Source organism: Phyllobacterium zundukense, assembly GCF_025452195.1.
Lineage (GTDB): Bacteria > Pseudomonadota > Alphaproteobacteria > Rhizobiales > Rhizobiaceae > Phyllobacterium > Phyllobacterium zundukense_A.
On record NZ_CP104973.1, the window covers coordinates 3379556 to 3395950 of the forward strand.

Sequence of the window (16395 nt, forward strand, 5' to 3'; positions counted from 1 at the left end):
AACCACGCACAGCAGCCAAGGCCAATAGAAAAAACTGAGATAACCTCCTGAATTCAAAGCTTCCAAGGGCATTCCCATGAAACCGAAAATCTTCATCGACGGCGAACACGGCACCACCGGCCTGCAGATCCGCACACGGCTTGCGGGCCGCGACGATCTCGATGTGCTTTCGATTCCGGAAGCCGAGCGGCGCAACAAAGATATGCGCGCGGACTTTCTCAAGGAATCGGATGTCGCCATCCTCTGCCTGCCCGACGATGCGTCGAAGGAAGCGGTATCGATTCTCGAAGGGCACAACTCGACGAAGATCATCGACACCTCGACCGCGCACCGTGTGCATCCGGATTGGGCCTACGGCTTTGCCGAGCTTGATCGCGACCAGCGCCAAAAAATCGTCGATGCGCGGCTCGTCGCCAATCCCGGCTGTTATCCGACCGGCGCGATTTCGCTGGTTCGCCCCTTGCGCGATGCGGGCATCCTGCCCGGCGATTATCCGGTTACCGTCAATGCGGTCTCGGGCTATACCGGCGGTGGCAAACAGATGATTGCGCAGATGGAAAATCCGGATGCGCCTGATCATATCGACGCAAACCACTTCCTTTATGCAATGCCGCTGAAGCACAAGCACGTGCCGGAGTTGCAGGTGCATGGGCATCTGGATCGCAAGCCTATCTTTTCGCCTAGCGTCGGTCGTTTCGCGCAGGGGATGATCGTGCAGGTGCCGCTGTTTACCGCGGACCTGGACGGCAATCCGTCAATGGCGGATATCCATGCAGCGCTCAGCGCCCATTATGAGGGCCAGAACATCGTGCAGGTGGTGCCGCTGGCCGAAAGCGCCATGTTGCCGCGCCTCGATCCGGAAGAGCTGCGCGATACGGACATCATGAAGCTCTATGTCTTTGGCACCGAAGGCAGCGGTCAGGTCAATCTCGTCGCCCTCCTCGACAATCTCGGCAAGGGCGCATCCGGGGCTGCCGTGCAGAATCTCGACTTGATGCTTGGAAATGCTTGATGCAATAGCGGAGACTTTCCCACCGGAATGGAAAGTCTCCTCCCCCGAACTCGTCGCCGAGACCGCCACCAGCCGGATCGTCAAGGTGCGGCTGGAAGATGGCGAGCCCGCAATCATCAAACATCTGACCCCGCTCGGTGTGCGGGAAGAGTTGGGTGGCACGCGCTATCTGGACTGGCACGATGGCAATGGCTGTATTCGTTTGCTGGCGCAGCGGGGTAATAACCTCCTGCTTGAATATGCCGGCGCGCGCACCCTGCTTGATCATCTCAACGAACATGGTGACGACGACGCGACGCAGACCTTTGTCAATGTGTTCCTGCGCCTCATGCAGTCGAAACTGCAAAACCGGCCCTTCCCCTCGGGACTCATACCGTTGCGGATGCATTTCGCCAGCCTGTTCAAGAAGGCTGAGACGGACCGGACACGTGGGGTGAACAGCCAGTTCGTCGAAGCGGCGGCCGTTGCAGACATGCTCCTGAACAATCAACAAAACGTCCAGCCGTTGCATAGCGATCTGCACCACGAGAATGTACTGCACGGGAAACGCGGCTGGCTGGTGATCGATCCCAAGGGCCTGATCGGCGATCCGATGTTTGACACCGCCAACATGTTCTACAACCCGCTGGATCGCGACGATTTGCGGATGAGCGAAAGCCGTATCGAGAAGATGGCGCGGACTTTCTCACTCGCGTTCGCGCGCGATATCAAAACCATTCTGGGCTTTGGCATGACCCATGCCTGCCTCTCGGCCTCATGGCATGACGAGGACGGCAATTTCGACGAGTCGAAGCGCAGCCTTGGCGTGGCGGAGGCAGTCCGGCGTGTGCTGCAGACAATTTAGGCCGATATTGACCAAGTTGACCAAACGGCGTGCCTCATGCTATCTTTGGTCTACTTGGTCAAGGAGAGAATTGTGAACCAGATCAATCTCTATGATGCGAAGACCAACCTTTCAAGTTTGGTGGATCGCGCTGCGTCCGGCGAAGAGGTCATCATTGCGAAGAATGGTATCCCGCTCGCAAAGCTCGGCCCTTTACCGAAACAGCAGGAACCGCGCAAGCCTGCTCATGCACTCGGGATCTCCTATATCGCCGAAGACTTCGACGCAGTAGACCCGGACATCGCAGCCCTGTTCAACGATGCCACATTGTAATGCATCTGCTGCTCGACACGCATGTTCTTCTCTGGTGGGATGAGGGCGCCGATAAACTCGGCGCTGTAACCCGCGACGCAATTGCCAATCCTGACAACCAAATCTACATCAGCGCGGCATCGATCTGGGAAATTGCCATCAAAAGTGCCAAGGGCAAGTTACGATTTTCCGGCTCTCCCCATGCAGCCATCGAGCGAAATGGCTTTTTGCCGCTTTCCATATCGTCGCATCATGCCGAACTTGCGGGGCACCTTGCATGGTCACATCCAGACCCCTTCGACCGAATGCTGATAGCGCAGGCGCAGCATGACGGAATGATCCTAGTCCACGCCGACAGCGTGATTTATACCTACAAAGAAGTGCCCCAGCTTTGGGCGCGCGATACTTAGCGTTCAGCGACGACTTCTGTCTCACGCGCATAAGCGCCCTTGGTGCCGCGCCAATGGGCGACGGAAAACCCGAGAATGACAATGGCGAAAAACTGATGCAGCAGGCCGAGGCCGATCGGCACCTGCATCAAAAGCGTCGTGATGCCGATCGCCGCCTGCAGGGTTACCAGAAGAACAAGAAGCACGGCGCGCCGTGCGTGGGTTGTGCCGGGGTCTTGCCGGACTGTCGATACGGCCTGCCAGATGGCGACGATCAGCACGAAATAAGCAAAGCAGCGATGCACGAATTGCACTGTCTTCGGGCTTTCGAAGAAATTGTGCCAGATCGGCTGGATCGGAAAGAGGTTGCCGGGAATGACTGCCCCGTCCATCAGCGGCCAGGTATTGTAGGAAAGGCCTGCGTCAAGGCCGGCGACCAACGCTCCGAGATAAATCTGGATGAAGACGAGAAGCACGAACCAGCCAGCAAGGCGCTGGATGCGGCGATTGGCCGGCGCTTCGGAATAGACGGCAAGGCCGCGCGCGACATACATGACCGCCGCGAAAATGATGCAGGCGAGCGTGAGATGCGTGGCGAGCCGGTACTGGCTGACGTCGACGCGATCAACGAGTCCTGAAGCAACCATCCACCAGCCGACTGCGCCTTGCAAAGCGCCAAGCGCCAGAATGAAGATCATGCGCGGCTTCAACCGGCGCTCCAGCCTGCCGGTGAGCCAGAAGAAGGCGAGCGGCACGGCGACGAGAAAGCCGACGCCCCGCGCGAGAAAGCGGTGCGCCCATTCCCACCAGAATATCTGCTGGAACTCCGCAAGGCTCATGCCCTTGTTCAACCGCTGATATTGCGGGATCTGCCGGTATTTATCGAATTCCTCCATCCATTGATCGTGGCCGAACGGCGGTATGATGCCATGGATAGGCTTCCATTCGGTGATGGAAAGGCCGGAGCCGGTCATGCGTGTTGCACCGCCGACAAGGACGATGGTCGCCAGAACGATCAGCACCAGATAAAGCCAGATGCGGATATATTTGCGGTTGCGCGCTTCGCGGTCCTGAACCGAGACGACCATGCCCTGGGATAGTGTGTTGGCAGCCATGCAAGACGCTCCTTATTGCGCCGATAGGTGCAGCATAAGCGGTTGCATGACAAGCGCAGTTCACGCGACACGCCGTCGCGTTTATACGTCAGGCCGACCTTTTTTGCTTTGCCTCGATGGGTTTAACGCGTAGAGGATGGCCGGAAAATGTAAGACTGGATAGCGCAATGCCTGTAAGGCTGAAGAAACTCATCGGAACATTTCTGCTCGTGACGCTCGTCTGCGTCTATGCAATCGTCGCAACGATATTTGCCGTCGCTCTGCTTGGCAATTCCGGCCCGTGGGTTCATCTGCTTTATTTCTTCGGGACAGGATTCCTTTGGGTAGTACCGGCTATGTTTATCATCAGCTGGATGGAAAGGGCACCGAAGAAGAAGGCCTGACGGAATAAGCGCACTTCCCTCTCCGTCATCCTCGGGCTTGACCCGAGGACCCACGCCTGAGGAGCCCAAACTTATCCACCATTTCGACGTGATCCAGCTTGACGAAGGTCACGAAGCAGCCTGTCATTTGGGAATGCACCGTACTGGAATGCCTCGCGCAAACTTTTAACTTCGCGCTCCTCTGCCGTGGGTCCTCGGGTCAAGCCGAGGATGACGGAGAGGTAGAGGATTCGGGACTACGGAAAGGTGGAATTCCATCATGGCGGTTAAGTCGATTGATAGATTTAGCCGAGAGGCAAGCCAATATTAAGCCTGGACCACTCGCCTTCCCGCGTTGGCGATCGGCGTCGTCACGCCGCTCATCATCGTCCTGGCGTAGACCAGTTTCTGGAAGCGGCCGTTGATGGAGATGCGGGGCAGCGCCCACATATTTGCCCGGTGTTCAGCGTGGATGGTGCCGTGCCGTGTCGTGACGGCGGAGACAAAACCTTCCGCCGCGGCTATCGTGGCTTCGCGTCGTCCCGCGGCTTTTGAAGAGCCGTAGGGATAGGCGAAATGGGCGGGCCGCTTGCCGAGCTCTGCTTCCAGCATATCGGCGGACAGGCGCATCTCCTGCGCGACCATTTCTGGCGTCAATTTCTTCAAATTGTAGTGATGGATCGTATGCGCGCCGATCGTGCATAGCGGATCGCCCGCGATCTGGCGCATTTCCTTCCAGTTCATCACGTCCTGATTGGCGGGCACGCCGCAGATCATGCCCTGTTGCGCGCACATTTCACGAAGGACCGGCAATTGCTCCAGCTCGGTCAGCGTGAACGAAAAATAGCGCATCAAGGAATGAAAGGTTGCGCGTTTTTGAAACAGAGTCCCGCAACGCCATTCCGGTCCGCCGGGGATCCTTATGGAATCTGCCTTGGCAATGAGTTTTTCGGCGATCTCCCACCAAAGTACCGCAGCGCCTTCGATCAGGCCAGGCGCCGCATATATCGTGAACGGCGCATTGTGTTTCTGGAAAACCGGATAGGCGTGATTGAGGTTGTCGTTATAGCCGTCGTCGAGCGTGATGGCGACAAAGCGCCGTTTGCCCGGCAATCCAGCTTTGACGCGCTCGGCCATCTCGTCCATGGAGACGATTTCCGTGCCTTCGGATTTCAGCGACACGATGATTTGATCGAGAAAGGCGGGCGTGATCGCCAGTGAACGGGTGACGCCGAGCGGGCTGATACAATCCGGACGGACCCGGTGCAGCATGATGATGGAACCGAGCCCGCCAAAGCGGTCGCGTGTGCTTGAGGCAAAGCCGCTATGCCAAGCCAGTCTCATCACGGCTTTTCGTATCAAGTCAGCCGCGTGGACCATTCCTTCACCAATTCGCGTTATTTGAAGATATCGAAGGGATTCTGTTCATCAACTCTTGCGACTTAAACGTTTATATATGGTTGATCAACAAAACCTCGCCGCCTTTCGCATCTCCTCCAATGGAACGCAAGAATGTCGATCACTTCACGACAAGCAAAAATAATTGCACCGCTTGAAGCCAAAGCATTGTGGAACGAACTGGGCGAGGATTTTCTTGCCGGTCCAGCACAAACCGCCAACTGGTTTTCATTCTGGCAGTCATGCGTCAATGCAGACTGTCTTGTCGCGGCGCTCTTTGAAGCTGAAAGGCCGATTTTCCTTCTGCCGTTGGAGGTTGTGAAAAGGGGTCCCGTCCGGATTGCCGCGTTTCCCGGCGGGCCGCACGCCAATTGCAACTTTCCGGCGCTGGCGGCTGATGCTCAAATTACAGCGGCAGATCTCACCACTTTATTCAAAGCATTGCATAAAACCCGGCCGGATATCGATCTTGTCTCGCTCGTACGGCAATTGGGTGAGCTCGACGGCAAGGCAAATCCGCTGATGGAGCTGCAAAGTCGCGAGAATGCCAATATCAGCCTGGGAATTATGTTGGACCGGGATTTTGAAACGGTGGTGGGACGTCACAATGCCAAACGCAAGAAGAAGAAGCATCGTCAGAACACGCGGCGGTTCGAGGAGGCCGGCGGATATCGCATCGTGACGGCGACGACTCCCGTCGAGACCAACGCGATGCTCAACAACTATTTCGAGTGCAAGGCAGCGCGGCTCGCCAAGGCCGGCATCAAGAACACCTATGAACCGGCGGGAACCATGCAATTCTTCCAGCAGCTGTTCGCCCACGAAGTTCAATCGGCAACGCCGCGCTTTCAGCTCAAAGCGCTTGAAGCGGGTGGGCATTATCGCGCGGTTCTCGGGAAGTCTTATGCGAGACAGCAGACGTTCATCGATTTCATCGGTATCACAGAGGATGAACTGGTCAGCGCCAGCCCCGGCGAGTTCCTGTTTTTCGAAGACATTCAGGACAGTTGCAAGACGGATCTCGCCGTTTACAGTTTTGGCATTGGCGACGAACCCTACAAGCGCAGCTGGTCCGATCTCGAGATGCCGAGCTATGACACCGACGTCAGCCTTACGGCGAAGGGGCGAATGTTTGCAGGATATCTCGGTGCGCGCGGCAAGCTCGTGCGCCGTATCAAGAAAAACGAAACCGTCTGGGCGGCCGTGAAAAAGGCCCGTTCGCGCCTTTTCGGAAAACGTTAGGCCGAGCGTACAATCCGGCCAGAATCGAGACGCAGATGCTCTTTTTCGAAGGGCGTCAGCAATTCGGGCTCAAGCAGCTTCGCGTCGTAAACAGCCTTGGCTGTCGCGGCTACGTCGGGGTCGTCAGGGTCGACAACGCCGAGAATCAGTTCCGTTCCGTCGGCAAGCAAATGCTTCAGCTCGACAACAGTCGCCGGACCTGCATCGACAACAACAAGATCATAGGCCGACTGCAAGGCATTGAGGATCATCGGCAAACGGCCAACGGACTGCATGGCTTTCGCAGGATCGTGATTGCCGAGCGGGATGATCTCGGCTTGCGAATAGTGATCCGGATGGATGACGTCGCTGAAGTGCTTTTCCGAAACCAGAAGATTGGTGATGCCAGGAAGGTTCTTGTCATCCAGCATGGAACGGCCGATTTCACCCGATCCTGTCATGTCGACGAGGATGACCCGCACGCCTCGGTCGGCCAATTCGCGCACGAGCAGGATGGTCAAGGCCGAGGCTTCGTCGCCTTCCGGCGAGACCACGACGGCACGCGCTGCGCCACTCGCCATCAAACGTGTCGCGACATTCGCAATGCCTGAATGATCGGTGGGGATTGCCGGCGCGTCCGCTGGAGCCGCTGCGATGGGTGTATCCATTTCGGCCAGTTGCGCTTTCGCTTCGGAAACCGCCGGCTCTTCCGGCATTTCACGGATGTCAATGGCAAGGGGCGCAATGGGTTCTGCCATTGGCCGAGCAGGTTCGACAACAGGCTGAACCGGTTCAGGGATACTGCGAACGGCCACCGGGGGTGCTATTTCTTGCGTGACGACTGGCTGTGGACTGGCCGGACGAAGCGCTTGCCCGCTGAACAGGGCCCGCAGCAAAGTGATGATGCTGAGTAGCAGCAGCGATGCAACAAATGCGGCAATTGTCATCGGGATTTTTTTCGGGAAATACGGCTCGATCGGCCGGTCGGCGCGGGAGAAGATGCGCGCATCTGCCGGCAGATAGCCGCGATCCGTGCGGGACGAAGCTTCGCGATAGCGGGTCAGGTATGATTCGAGCAATTGCCGCTGGGCGGTGGCTTCTCGCTCCAGTGCGCGCAACTCCACCTCTTCTTCGCCCGCTTTTGAAGATTGCTCCTTCAACTCATTGAGCGAGCTCGTCAATTGGCTCTCACGCAAACGCGCGGTTTCCGCTTCGGCTTCGAGGCTGCCCAGAACCTTGCGCGCCTCGAGACGTATCTGGTTGTTGAGATCGGCAAGCTGCGAACGCAGCGCACGGATGCGAGGATGGCCACTGAGCAGGGATGCCGAAAGATCGGCGATATCGTTGTTGAGCTGTACCTGACGCTCGCGCAGGCGCTGGATCAGGGGCGATGCCATGACAGCGGGCAGTGTTTCGACAGGCGCTCCCTTGGCCAGCGCAGCGCGGACACTCTGGGCGCTTGCCTCGCTTGCGGCCCTGTTTGCCCGTACACGCGACAGTTCCGTGGAGAGTTCCGAAAGCTGCTGGGTGGCGAGAACAGCATTGTTCTGGCCGATCAAAAGGTCCGAGGAACTGCGGTACGCCGCTACCTTCGCCTCGGCATCCTTGACGCGTTGGCTGAGATCGGCGATCTCCGGCTGCAGCCAGCCGGCAGCATCGGTATTGGCCCGGGATTTCGCCGATTGCTGCGTGGCGACATATTCGTCCGCGATGGCGTTGGCAACCGATGCGGCAAGCGCTGGATCCTTGGAGGAGAACTGAATGACAATAACGCGCGAAGTCGCGACATTATAAACGAGCAAGCGATCCCGTACCGACTGGAGAATATAGTCGTCGCGTGTCTCTGCATCCGGATTGTTGCCGATACCGACAGCGCCAAACAGACGCGACAGCGCCGATGGTTCTGCGCCAGCGGAAAGTTCGGGGTTCTTCGCGAGGTCGAGCTTGACGATAACGCGTTTCAGCAGATCGGACGAACCTATGAGTTCGACCTGGCTCTTGATGCCCTCCGGATCTAGCACCGGCCGGTCATCCGCCTGCTGGTTTGCCGGACGGGTGAAAACCGATTCCCCCGTTTCGATGAGGATGCGGGTCTCGGCTCGATATTTTGGCGAAACCAATGACATGAGCAGGAATGCAAGCGCCGTCAAAAGCAGCGACCCGACGAGTATTCGCAGCTTGTTGCGCCACAGGCTGGCAAACAACGCGCCTATATCAATGTCCACATCGTTTCCGACAGAGCTCGCGGGCATTCCAGAACACTCCAATACGATCACCATAATGGTAAAGATGCATGGTAACCAGCGAGTTAAGAAGTTGCAGTATTCAACCACAGCGTGCAGTTACCTGCCTGTCACCGCTAAACTTTACCAGCCATTAACCCTAATGAACTGATAATCGCCGCACAGAATCGAGAAAACTTCTCCGCAACGTTTGTTAGGGTTCGTGACGTGTTCAGCAAGCAGATCTTTCTGGTGGCCATTGGCGTTGTTTCCATGACGCTGGGTGGATGTGCCAGTTACCGCCCGGCCCCGGCAGCGTTCAACGAAGCAATCAACAAGCCTTACATGCTGGACGCGGGCGACCGCATCCGGCTGACCGTTTTCGAGCAGGAAGGCATTACCAACACATATAGCGTCGATCAGGCGGGATATATCTCCGTCCCGCTGATTGGCAGCGTCCCTGCCCGTGGCAAGACCATCCAGCAGATCGAAAAAGAAGTCGCTGCCAAGCTGCGCAAAGGTTATCTGCGCGATCCGGACGTCGCAGTCGAAATCGATCGCTACCGACCGGTCTTCATCATGGGTGAAGTCGGTGCGGCCGGGCAATACTCCTACGTTCCGGGCATGACGGCGCAGAAAGCCATTGCCGCGGCTGGCGGCTTTACCCCGCGCGCCCAACAGAACGACGTCGATATCACGCGCCAGTTCAACGGCGAAAGCCTGACGGGCCGCGTCACCATTTCCGATCAGGTGCTGCCCGGCGACACGATCTATGTGCGCGAGCGGTTTTTCTGATCACGGGAATGGCCGACAAACCATCCCTTCGCATCGTTCACTGTTTTCGTGCGCCTGTTGGCGGGATATTTCGCCACGTACGCGATCTCATCGAAGCGCAGGTCAAGGCCGGTCACAAGGTCGGTGTGATCTGTGACGCATCGACAGGCGGTGACTTCGAAGAAGCATTGCTTGCAGGGCTGCGCGACAGGCTTGAGCTCGGTCTCAAACGCATTGCCATGCAGCGCCAGATCGGGCCGGGCGATGCGATGGCGGCGCTGCGGACATACAGGATCATCAAGAAATTGCAGCCGGATGTCCTGCACGGGCATGGTGCCAAGGGCGGCACCTATGCGCGGCTCTTCGGCTCGTGGTTGCGGGTATCCGGTTCACGCGTTGCCCGGTTTTATTCTCCGCATGGCGGCAGCCTGCACTACGATCCCAACAGCCTGCAGGGCCGCGTGATCTTCCAGGTCGAACGCGCGATGGAGAAGATGACCGACAGGATCATTTTCGTCTCCGCATTCGAACAGAACGTTTACACGAAGAAAGTCGGCGAGCCGCGGTGCGACTTCGCGCTGATCTATAACGGCCTGGCAGACAGTGAATTCGAACCGGTCGTGACATTGCACGACGCCGCCGATTTTCTATTTATCGGCGAGATGCGCGTATTGAAGGGACCCGATATCTTTATCGACGCCCTTGCGAAAGCGAACAGCCAAAGCGGCCAGAATCTGACGGCAGTCATGGTTGGAGACGGCAAGGATCGAGCGAGCCTCGTCAGACAAGCCGGTGCAAATATTCGTTTTCTCATGCCGATGAAGGCGCATGACGCATTCAGGCTGGCCAAGGTGGTCGTAATTCCTTCCCGCGCCGAAGCCCTACCCTATATCGTGATCGAGGCTCTCGCTGCAGGGATGCCGGTTATTGCCAGTCGCGTCGGTGGCATTCCGGAAATCCTTGGCGATGATTCCCCTGCCCTGGTGCAGCCGGAGGCCAATGATCTGGCTAGCAAAATGACCTATGTCATCAGCGATATCGCACGTTACAGGCAGACGCTTCCAGGTATCGAAGCGCTCAGGCAAAAGTTCGGCGTCGAGGCAATGGCTACGCGGCTGGAAACCGAGTATTTCGCAGCGCTAGATCGCTGAGATTCCTCAAGCCTTTCTTAGCGCATATGTGCTAATGACAGGCAATTCGGGCTTTCAGGTGAATCATGACAGACAGAAAAGCGGAATCGAAGCTTTCGCGCGAGGTTGTTCGCAACCTTACGCCCGACACGCCGCGCACTTCCGGCGAGAAGCCGGTGCTGAGCCCGGTCGCCTATCAGATCGCCTCGCAATATGCCAAGGACACCAATTCGCCAGTGATGATCAGCGGCATCATGCGGATCATCGAATTCCTGATCATTGTGCTGGCGGGCATTGCCGTCTTCATTATCTATGTCGGCCCATCCGCCTCTACCTTGGCGCAATATTCCCTTGCGATCCTCGCCACGGCAGTGGTCACGGTCGTGCTTCTGGAGCTCACCGACAGTTACCAGCTTGCCGTCATGCGCGACCCCTTCAGCAAGTTCGGAAAACTCATCCTCGTCTGGTCCGGCGCTTTCGCGATGATGTCGCTGGCGGCGTTTTTCCTCAAGACCTCGGAAGACTATTCGCGAGTGTGGTTTGGCACCTGGTACGGGTCGGGACTGATCCTTTTCCTCGTATTCCGCATAGTCATGTCGCGCTTGATCCGAGGCTGGGCCCGCAACGGCAAGATGGAACGGCGCGCGGTTATCGTTGGCGGTGGCAAGCCGGCGGAAGACCTCATCCGGTCGATCGAACAGCAGCCCTATAACGACATTCGTATTTGCGGCGTTTTTGACGATCGCGATGCCAAGCGGTCACCGCCGATCGTCGCCGGTTATCCGAAGCTCGGTAATATTTCCGAATTGATCGAGTTCGCGCGTATCGCCCAAATCGATATGCTGATCGTCTCCCTGCCCATCACCGCGGAAGCGCGGGTGCTGTCACTTTTGAAGAAGCTCTGGGTTCTGCCCGTCGATATCCGCCTGTCGGCGCACAACAACCATCTGCAGTTCCGGCCGCGTGCCTATTCCTATATCGGGTCCGTCGCCATGATCGACTTGTTCGACAAGCCGATCAACGACTGGGATTCGGTGGCTAAACGTGCCTTCGACATCTTCTTCAGCGTCTTCGGCCTGATCGTCTTCAGTCCGGTTATTCTGGCGACTGCCATTGCCATCAAGCTTGAAAGCAAGGGGCCGGTGATCTTCAAGCAGCTCCGGCATGGCTTCAACAACGAGGTCATCGAAGTCTGGAAGTTCCGCTCCATGTTCACCGAGATGTGCGACCCGACGGCGCGCAATGCCGTGGTCAAGAACGACCCGCGCGTGACCCGCGTCGGCCGCTTCATTCGCAAGACTTCGATCGACGAACTGCCGCAGTTCTTCAATTCATTGATGGGAACGCTTTCGCTCGTCGGACCCCGGCCGCACGCCATCGCCGCGCATACGCGCAATCTGCTCTATAACGACGTTGTCGACGGTTATTTCGCACGGCATCGGGTCAAGCCCGGCGTGACGGGCTGGGCACAGATCAATGGCTGGCGCGGCGAAGTCGACACGGACGACAAGATCAAGATGCGCACGGAATTCGATCTTTACTACATCGAGAACTGGTCGCTGTGGTTCGATCTGAAGATCCTGTTCCTGACCCCCGTGCGACTTCTCAACACGGATAATGCCTATTGAGCGCGGCAATCGATCAGAACCGGCAGACCGGCGTCGACAACGCCGCAAAAAACCGCGCTCTGATCAGGTTGATTTCGACTTTTGCCGTGGGCTTCGGGGTGTTCCTCAGCGGCTTCGTCATCGATGAACCAGCGCCCTACGAGCTCTACATGGCAGGTCTCATCGCCGTCTGGGCCCTGTTCGGTCTGAGATTGTCGCGCACGGTCGCCGCCCTCCTCGCCATTCTGGTGGTCTTCAATCTCGGCGGCCTTGTCTCCCTGGCGCAAATGCCCGACCTCAAGGCGGCGCCGATGTACATCGCCGTTTCGCTTTTTCTCGGCTTTACGGCGGTTTTCTTCGCAGCGATCATCGATGCCGACCATCGCGTCCTGCGTGTCATCTTCAAGGCCTATATCCTCGCCGCGATCGGCACATCATTGCTCGGTATCCTTGGTTATTTCGATGCCTTTCCCGGAGCAGAACTGTTCACGCGCTATGGCCGTGCAATGGGTGCTTTCCAGGACCCGAATGTTTTCGGTCCTTTTCTCATGCTGCCACTCGCCTGGCTGGTGCATGGCGTCCTGGTAGGCAACCTTCGAGCACTGCCGTTGCGCCTGATCCCGATCCTCATCCTGACGCTTGGCATCTTCCTGTCTTTCTCCCGTGCGGCCTGGGGAATGGCCGCACTGATCATTGCCGGCCTGGCATTGCTTCTGTTCATCAGAAACCCCGATCCGCTGTTCCGGATGAGGATCACCCTGCTTGCGGGCCTGGCTGTCGTGTTTGTCCTGCTCGCTGTGGTCGTCGCGCTGCAAATCCCGAGCGTTGCCGACCTTTTCACGGCGCGAGCGCAGCTGGTGCAAGATTATGACAATGCGCAATTCGGACGCTTTGCCCGTCACTGGTACGGGATGCTCATGTCGATCGATCATCCCCTCGGCATAGGCCCGCTGGAGTTTGGTCCGATCTTCGGCGAGGATACGCATAATATCTGGCTGAAGGCGGCGCTGGACTATGGCTGGATCGGATTTATCAGCTATCTGACGCTCACCATGCTGACACTGGGCCTCGGCCTGCGCATCCTGTTTCGCGAGCGTCCCTGGCAACCCTTTCTGCTCTGCGCCTATCTTGTTTATGTAGCGCATGTAGCCATCGGTAATATCATCGACACCGACCATTGGCGGCATTTCTGGCTGCTCGTCGGCATCGTCTGGGGCTGTGCCGCATTGGAGGCACGCTATCAGAGGAACACTGGGTGATTCATGCGTGTTTTCTTGTTTTCTCAAACTAAGCGCATGATCTTGTTTGATTTATTGCAATACAAATTGTATGCTGGAATACATAATATAACCAAAAATTGTGTAACACTTTTATCACAACTTATTGATGTAGTTCGTATCAAGGTAAAATACGTGGCCATACATGAAGAGCCGTGCATGAGGTCGTTTGCCAACTCTCGATGGAAGAAAGAATTGACCAAAGCATGATGGGTGTACCAATTGGTATTGTTTAGAAGCAACAGTAAAATCTATTCGAACGCTGATGCCCAGCTGATGCAGCGCTCCCTTGATTCGGCCGTCCGGCAGCTGAATGGCCAAGACTTGTCAGACGACGAAATCAATACGCTGGCACGTTTCGTGCGCGCCGCTTTCATCATCGGCAATCGGGATATGGAATCCATGGCGAGGTTTGCGGTAAAGGCAGTTCTCATACGGCGCAAGAGCCGCGCGAAGACCCAGCTCTGAACTCAATTCTCCTGCAGCTTTGCGGCTTCGGCAGCCTTCTTGCGTGCTATCGCGTCGTTTGTGGCTGCCGCGGCGACATTTGCCGTATGATCCTCATTGCCGGCAACTTGTACTGTCGGTGACGCAAAGCCGATGCCATTGGCTCCGAACGCTTCCCTGATCATGGCATAGGCGCGGCGGCGGATCGTGGACTGATGCCCCGGTTTTGTCATCATGGCGAAGCTCAGATTGATACCGTAGTCGCCGAAAGCCTCGACGCCCTTCATCTTGACGGTCTCGATGATCTGCGGGCCGAATTCCGGATCCTGCAGCAGTTCGGCGCCGACCGCTTTCACCAGCTTTTTGACCTTGGCGATATCTGTGTCGTAGCTGACCGAAATGAGGAATTTGTCGATGACCCAGTCACGGCTCATGTTCTGCACGGCACCCAACGTGCCGAATGGCACGGTGAAGATCGGACCGCGATGGTGCCGCAATTTCACGGAACGGATACTGAAGGATTCGACTGTGCCCTTGTAGCTGCCGCTCTGGATATATTCTCCCACCCGAAAGGCGTCGTCGGTCATGTAGAAGATGCCGCTGATGATGTCCCTGACCAGAGCCTGCGAGCCGAAGCCGATGGCGACGCCGAAAATGCCGGCGCCCGCGATCAACGGGCCGATTGCCACGCCAAGACCGGACAGGACCATCATCACGGCAACCGCAGCGATGAGCACAGCAAGAAAATTGCGCAGAATCGGCAGCAAGGTCATAAGCCGCCCGCTGCGGGCCAGTGCAGCTTCATCGCCGCCTTCGATCCGGGCTCGTTCAATACGACCGTTGATGAGACCTTTGAGCATATGCCAGATCAGATCTGCGGCGAGCAGGATCACCACGCCGCCCAGCACGCCGCGAATCATGCGGCTCGCGGCCTCGTCCTCCATCAAACCGATTGTGCGAAAACGAATGACCGCGCCGAGCCAGGCGACTGCAAGTATGATGATGATCACCCTTGCTCCCCGCTCCAGAAGGACTTCAAGGACCGGGTTCCTGGCTTTTGGCGCATCATCGGGGCCGGCGAAGAAGGACTTCACGATTGTGCTGGTCGTCCTCAAAATAGGAGGCAAGATGATGGCATAGACGCCGATCCAGAAAGCCAGGCTCATGCCGGCAACCCATAATGACCAAAGTACGCATAGATAGAGCGTGAGCAGCCACTCCTTGGCGCGGTAGGCCCGGGACGCAACGGGGGCTTCCGGCCGGTTCCAGACGGCTTCCAGCGCCACCGCCAACAGGCCAAGGCCGAGTGCGTAGACGATCAGGCTCCTGACGTTGGGTGTAAAATTGAGCGCGGTCATCATGCCGGCTGCCGCCCAACCTGTGAAAAAGATGCCGGTGAACAAGGCAACGCGGCGATACCAGAACGCGGCCTGCACATCATCCATCGGAATGAGACGCGCCGGAATCTCGCCGCCATCAGCCGTTTTGCGGTCGATTCCGAGCGAAATGGCCGCCAACCGCATGATCACGCGCCAGGCAATCAGCGCGACCAGCATCGGAAGGACAAGCATGGCCAGGAGGGGCGGCCACGTAAATGCGTGGAACGCACCGATACTGGCCAAAGCAAAGACCACCAGCGGTGCCATAGCGGCGAAAATCGATCGGCCGATTACGTGATGCCGTTTGGGCGTATCTGCCTCAGTTGCGGCCGGCACCGCCATTTTCCGGCGCGCGCGGCCGAGAATACGCCGGAAGACAAATTCGGCGCCGAAACCGAGCGCAGCAAACGCAGCGAAGAGCACCAGGACCGCTCCCGGACGTCGGCCGTTGATTTCCGTCATGATCGTCGAGCGCGCCCCGGCAAACTCGCCGGGAACGGCCGGAATGGCCTGTACGAGGCCGCGCAAGTGTGCCCGGATGGCGTTCGACCATTGCATGAAGTCGCTTGCCGATGGCGCAACGGAAACCTCTTCCGCCGCCGCAGGCGGTGGTGCCCCCTTGGCGGCGATCCATGCTTTGATTTCGGGATCATCCAGCAGCTTCAGCAGCTCTTCGACCTTTTTGGGTGGCGGCTCTGTCGCCACCGTCTGCGCCTGCGAAACTCCGGCAAGGCTCAGGAAAGCAACACAGCTCAATGCGAACACGATGCGCATTTTGGCGGTCATGGCTTGAAACACTACTACAGTACTCATGCGTTTGCCCCGGACAGACGTTTTGGTATATTATGAACGCAAAACAATGGCCTGTCTCATGAATAGTACAGCATTGCGTGCGCCGGAATAATGGTGCCGGCTCTATTTACCAGT

15 protein-coding genes are annotated in these 16395 nt (G+C 57.5%); 11 read left to right on the forward strand and 4 right to left on the reverse strand.

All coding sequences use genetic code 11. From position 1 onward, the window contains the following. Positions 1 to 76 precede the first annotated feature (76 nt). The 4 genes from argC (at position 77) to N8E88_RS28950 (ending at position 2557) form a co-directional block, all read left to right on the forward strand. Positions 77 to 1012, forward strand: coding sequence for an N-acetyl-gamma-glutamyl-phosphate reductase (gene argC, locus N8E88_RS28935; protein WP_262293537.1), 936 nt, complete (start codon positions 77 to 79; stop codon positions 1010 to 1012). Then, positions 1005 to 1856, forward strand: coding sequence for an aminoglycoside phosphotransferase family protein (locus tag N8E88_RS28940; RefSeq protein ID WP_262293538.1), 852 nt, complete (start codon positions 1005 to 1007; stop codon positions 1854 to 1856). Before argC ends, N8E88_RS28940 begins: the two co-directional genes overlap by 8 nt. A 72-nt stretch (positions 1857 to 1928) precedes the next feature. Further along, a complete protein-coding gene (locus tag N8E88_RS28945) occupies positions 1929 to 2168 on the forward strand; it encodes a type II toxin-antitoxin system Phd/YefM family antitoxin (RefSeq protein WP_262293539.1) in 240 nt (79 codons plus the stop codon). After that, the gene (locus N8E88_RS28950; protein ID WP_262293540.1) at positions 2168 to 2557 is read left to right on the forward strand and encodes a type II toxin-antitoxin system VapC family toxin; all 390 of its coding nucleotides are present in this window, start codon (positions 2168 to 2170) and stop codon (positions 2555 to 2557) included. The genes N8E88_RS28945 and N8E88_RS28950 overlap by 1 nt, the downstream gene beginning before the upstream one ends. Here the strand turns inward: N8E88_RS28950 and N8E88_RS28955 are convergent. After that, positions 2554 to 3651: a COX15/CtaA family protein gene (locus N8E88_RS28955; protein ID WP_262293541.1), complete on the reverse strand. Its 1098-nt coding sequence runs from the start codon at positions 3649 to 3651 to the stop codon at positions 2554 to 2556. The genes N8E88_RS28950 and N8E88_RS28955 overlap by 4 nt on opposite strands. 167 nt (positions 3652 to 3818) lie before the next feature. Between N8E88_RS28955 and N8E88_RS28960 the strand changes: the two genes are divergently transcribed. Then, positions 3819 to 4034: a DUF2842 domain-containing protein gene (locus N8E88_RS28960; RefSeq protein WP_262293542.1), complete on the forward strand. Its 216-nt coding sequence runs from the start codon at positions 3819 to 3821 to the stop codon at positions 4032 to 4034. Between the two features lie 306 nt (positions 4035 to 4340). On the opposite strand, the gene N8E88_RS28965 is transcribed toward N8E88_RS28960, so the two are convergent. After that, a complete protein-coding gene (locus tag N8E88_RS28965) occupies positions 4341 to 5357 on the reverse strand; it encodes a polysaccharide deacetylase family protein (protein WP_262293543.1) in 1017 nt (338 codons plus the stop codon). 168 nt (positions 5358 to 5525) lie between these two features. Between N8E88_RS28965 and N8E88_RS28970 the strand changes: the two genes are divergently transcribed. Then, positions 5526 to 6653: a GNAT family N-acetyltransferase gene (locus N8E88_RS28970; RefSeq protein WP_262293544.1), complete on the forward strand. Its 1128-nt coding sequence runs from the start codon at positions 5526 to 5528 to the stop codon at positions 6651 to 6653. Here the strand turns inward: N8E88_RS28970 and N8E88_RS28975 are convergent. Further along, positions 6650 to 8857 (reverse strand): GumC family protein, encoded by a 2208-nt coding sequence (locus tag N8E88_RS28975; RefSeq protein WP_262293545.1) that lies wholly within the window; start codon positions 8855 to 8857, stop codon positions 6650 to 6652. The two genes, N8E88_RS28970 and N8E88_RS28975, sit on opposite strands and share 4 nt — an antisense overlap. Before the next feature lie 270 nt (positions 8858 to 9127). Between N8E88_RS28975 and N8E88_RS28980 the strand changes: the two genes are divergently transcribed. From N8E88_RS28980 to N8E88_RS29000, 5 genes are all read left to right on the forward strand, one after another. After that, on the forward strand, positions 9128 to 9649 hold the full coding sequence (locus tag N8E88_RS28980) for a polysaccharide biosynthesis/export family protein (protein ID WP_162701976.1): 522 nt from the start codon (positions 9128 to 9130) through the stop codon (positions 9647 to 9649). A gap of 8 nt (positions 9650 to 9657) precedes the next feature. Then, entirely contained in the window at positions 9658 to 10779 is a 1122-nt protein-coding gene (locus tag N8E88_RS28985) for a glycosyltransferase family 4 protein (protein ID WP_262293546.1), read from the forward strand. A 65-nt stretch (positions 10780 to 10844) separates the two neighbouring features. Beyond that, entirely contained in the window at positions 10845 to 12386 is a 1542-nt protein-coding gene (locus N8E88_RS28990; protein WP_262293547.1) for an undecaprenyl-phosphate glucose phosphotransferase, read from the forward strand. Continuing rightward, a complete protein-coding gene (locus tag N8E88_RS28995; RefSeq protein ID WP_262293548.1) occupies positions 12383 to 13624 on the forward strand; it encodes an O-antigen ligase family protein in 1242 nt (413 codons plus the stop codon). Before N8E88_RS28990 ends, N8E88_RS28995 begins: the two co-directional genes overlap by 4 nt. Positions 13625 to 13918: 294 nt before the next feature. Continuing rightward, positions 13919 to 14110 (forward strand): zinc ribbon-containing protein, encoded by a 192-nt coding sequence (locus tag N8E88_RS29000; RefSeq protein ID WP_262293549.1) that lies wholly within the window; start codon positions 13919 to 13921, stop codon positions 14108 to 14110. Between the two features lie 2 nt (positions 14111 to 14112). On the opposite strand, the gene N8E88_RS29005 is transcribed toward N8E88_RS29000, so the two are convergent. Continuing rightward, positions 14113 to 16281: a mechanosensitive ion channel family protein gene (locus tag N8E88_RS29005; RefSeq protein ID WP_262293550.1), complete on the reverse strand. Its 2169-nt coding sequence runs from the start codon at positions 16279 to 16281 to the stop codon at positions 14113 to 14115. Positions 16282 to 16395: the final 114 nt, after the last annotated feature.

Excerpts from the sequence above, each read along its gene's own strand:
- argC (WP_262293537.1), top strand. The coding sequence starts at position 77 with ATGAAACCGAAAATCTTCATCGACGGCGAACACGGCACCACCGGCCTG.
- N8E88_RS28940 (WP_262293538.1), top strand. The coding sequence starts at position 1,005 with ATGCTTGATGCAATAGCGGAGACTTTCCCACCGGAATGGAAAGTCTCC.
- N8E88_RS28950 (WP_262293540.1), top strand. The coding sequence starts at position 2,168 with ATGCATCTGCTGCTCGACACGCATGTTCTTCTCTGGTGGGATGAGGGC.
- N8E88_RS28955 (WP_262293541.1), bottom strand. The coding sequence starts at position 3,651 with ATGGCTGCCAACACACTATCCCAGGGCATGGTCGTCTCGGTTCAGGAC.
- N8E88_RS28960 (WP_262293542.1), top strand. The coding sequence starts at position 3,819 with ATGCCTGTAAGGCTGAAGAAACTCATCGGAACATTTCTGCTCGTGACG.
- N8E88_RS28965 (WP_262293543.1), bottom strand. The coding sequence starts at position 5,357 with ATGAGACTGGCTTGGCATAGCGGCTTTGCCTCAAGCACACGCGACCGC.
- N8E88_RS28970 (WP_262293544.1), top strand. The coding sequence starts at position 5,526 with ATGTCGATCACTTCACGACAAGCAAAAATAATTGCACCGCTTGAAGCC.
- N8E88_RS28980 (WP_162701976.1), top strand. The coding sequence starts at position 9,128 with ATGACGCTGGGTGGATGTGCCAGTTACCGCCCGGCCCCGGCAGCGTTC.
- N8E88_RS28985 (WP_262293546.1), top strand. The coding sequence starts at position 9,658 with ATGGCCGACAAACCATCCCTTCGCATCGTTCACTGTTTTCGTGCGCCT.
- N8E88_RS28990 (WP_262293547.1), top strand. The coding sequence starts at position 10,845 with ATGACAGACAGAAAAGCGGAATCGAAGCTTTCGCGCGAGGTTGTTCGC.
- N8E88_RS29000 (WP_262293549.1), top strand. The coding sequence starts at position 13,919 with ATGCAGCGCTCCCTTGATTCGGCCGTCCGGCAGCTGAATGGCCAAGAC.
- N8E88_RS29005 (WP_262293550.1), bottom strand. The coding sequence starts at position 16,281 with ATGAGTACTGTAGTAGTGTTTCAAGCCATGACCGCCAAAATGCGCATC.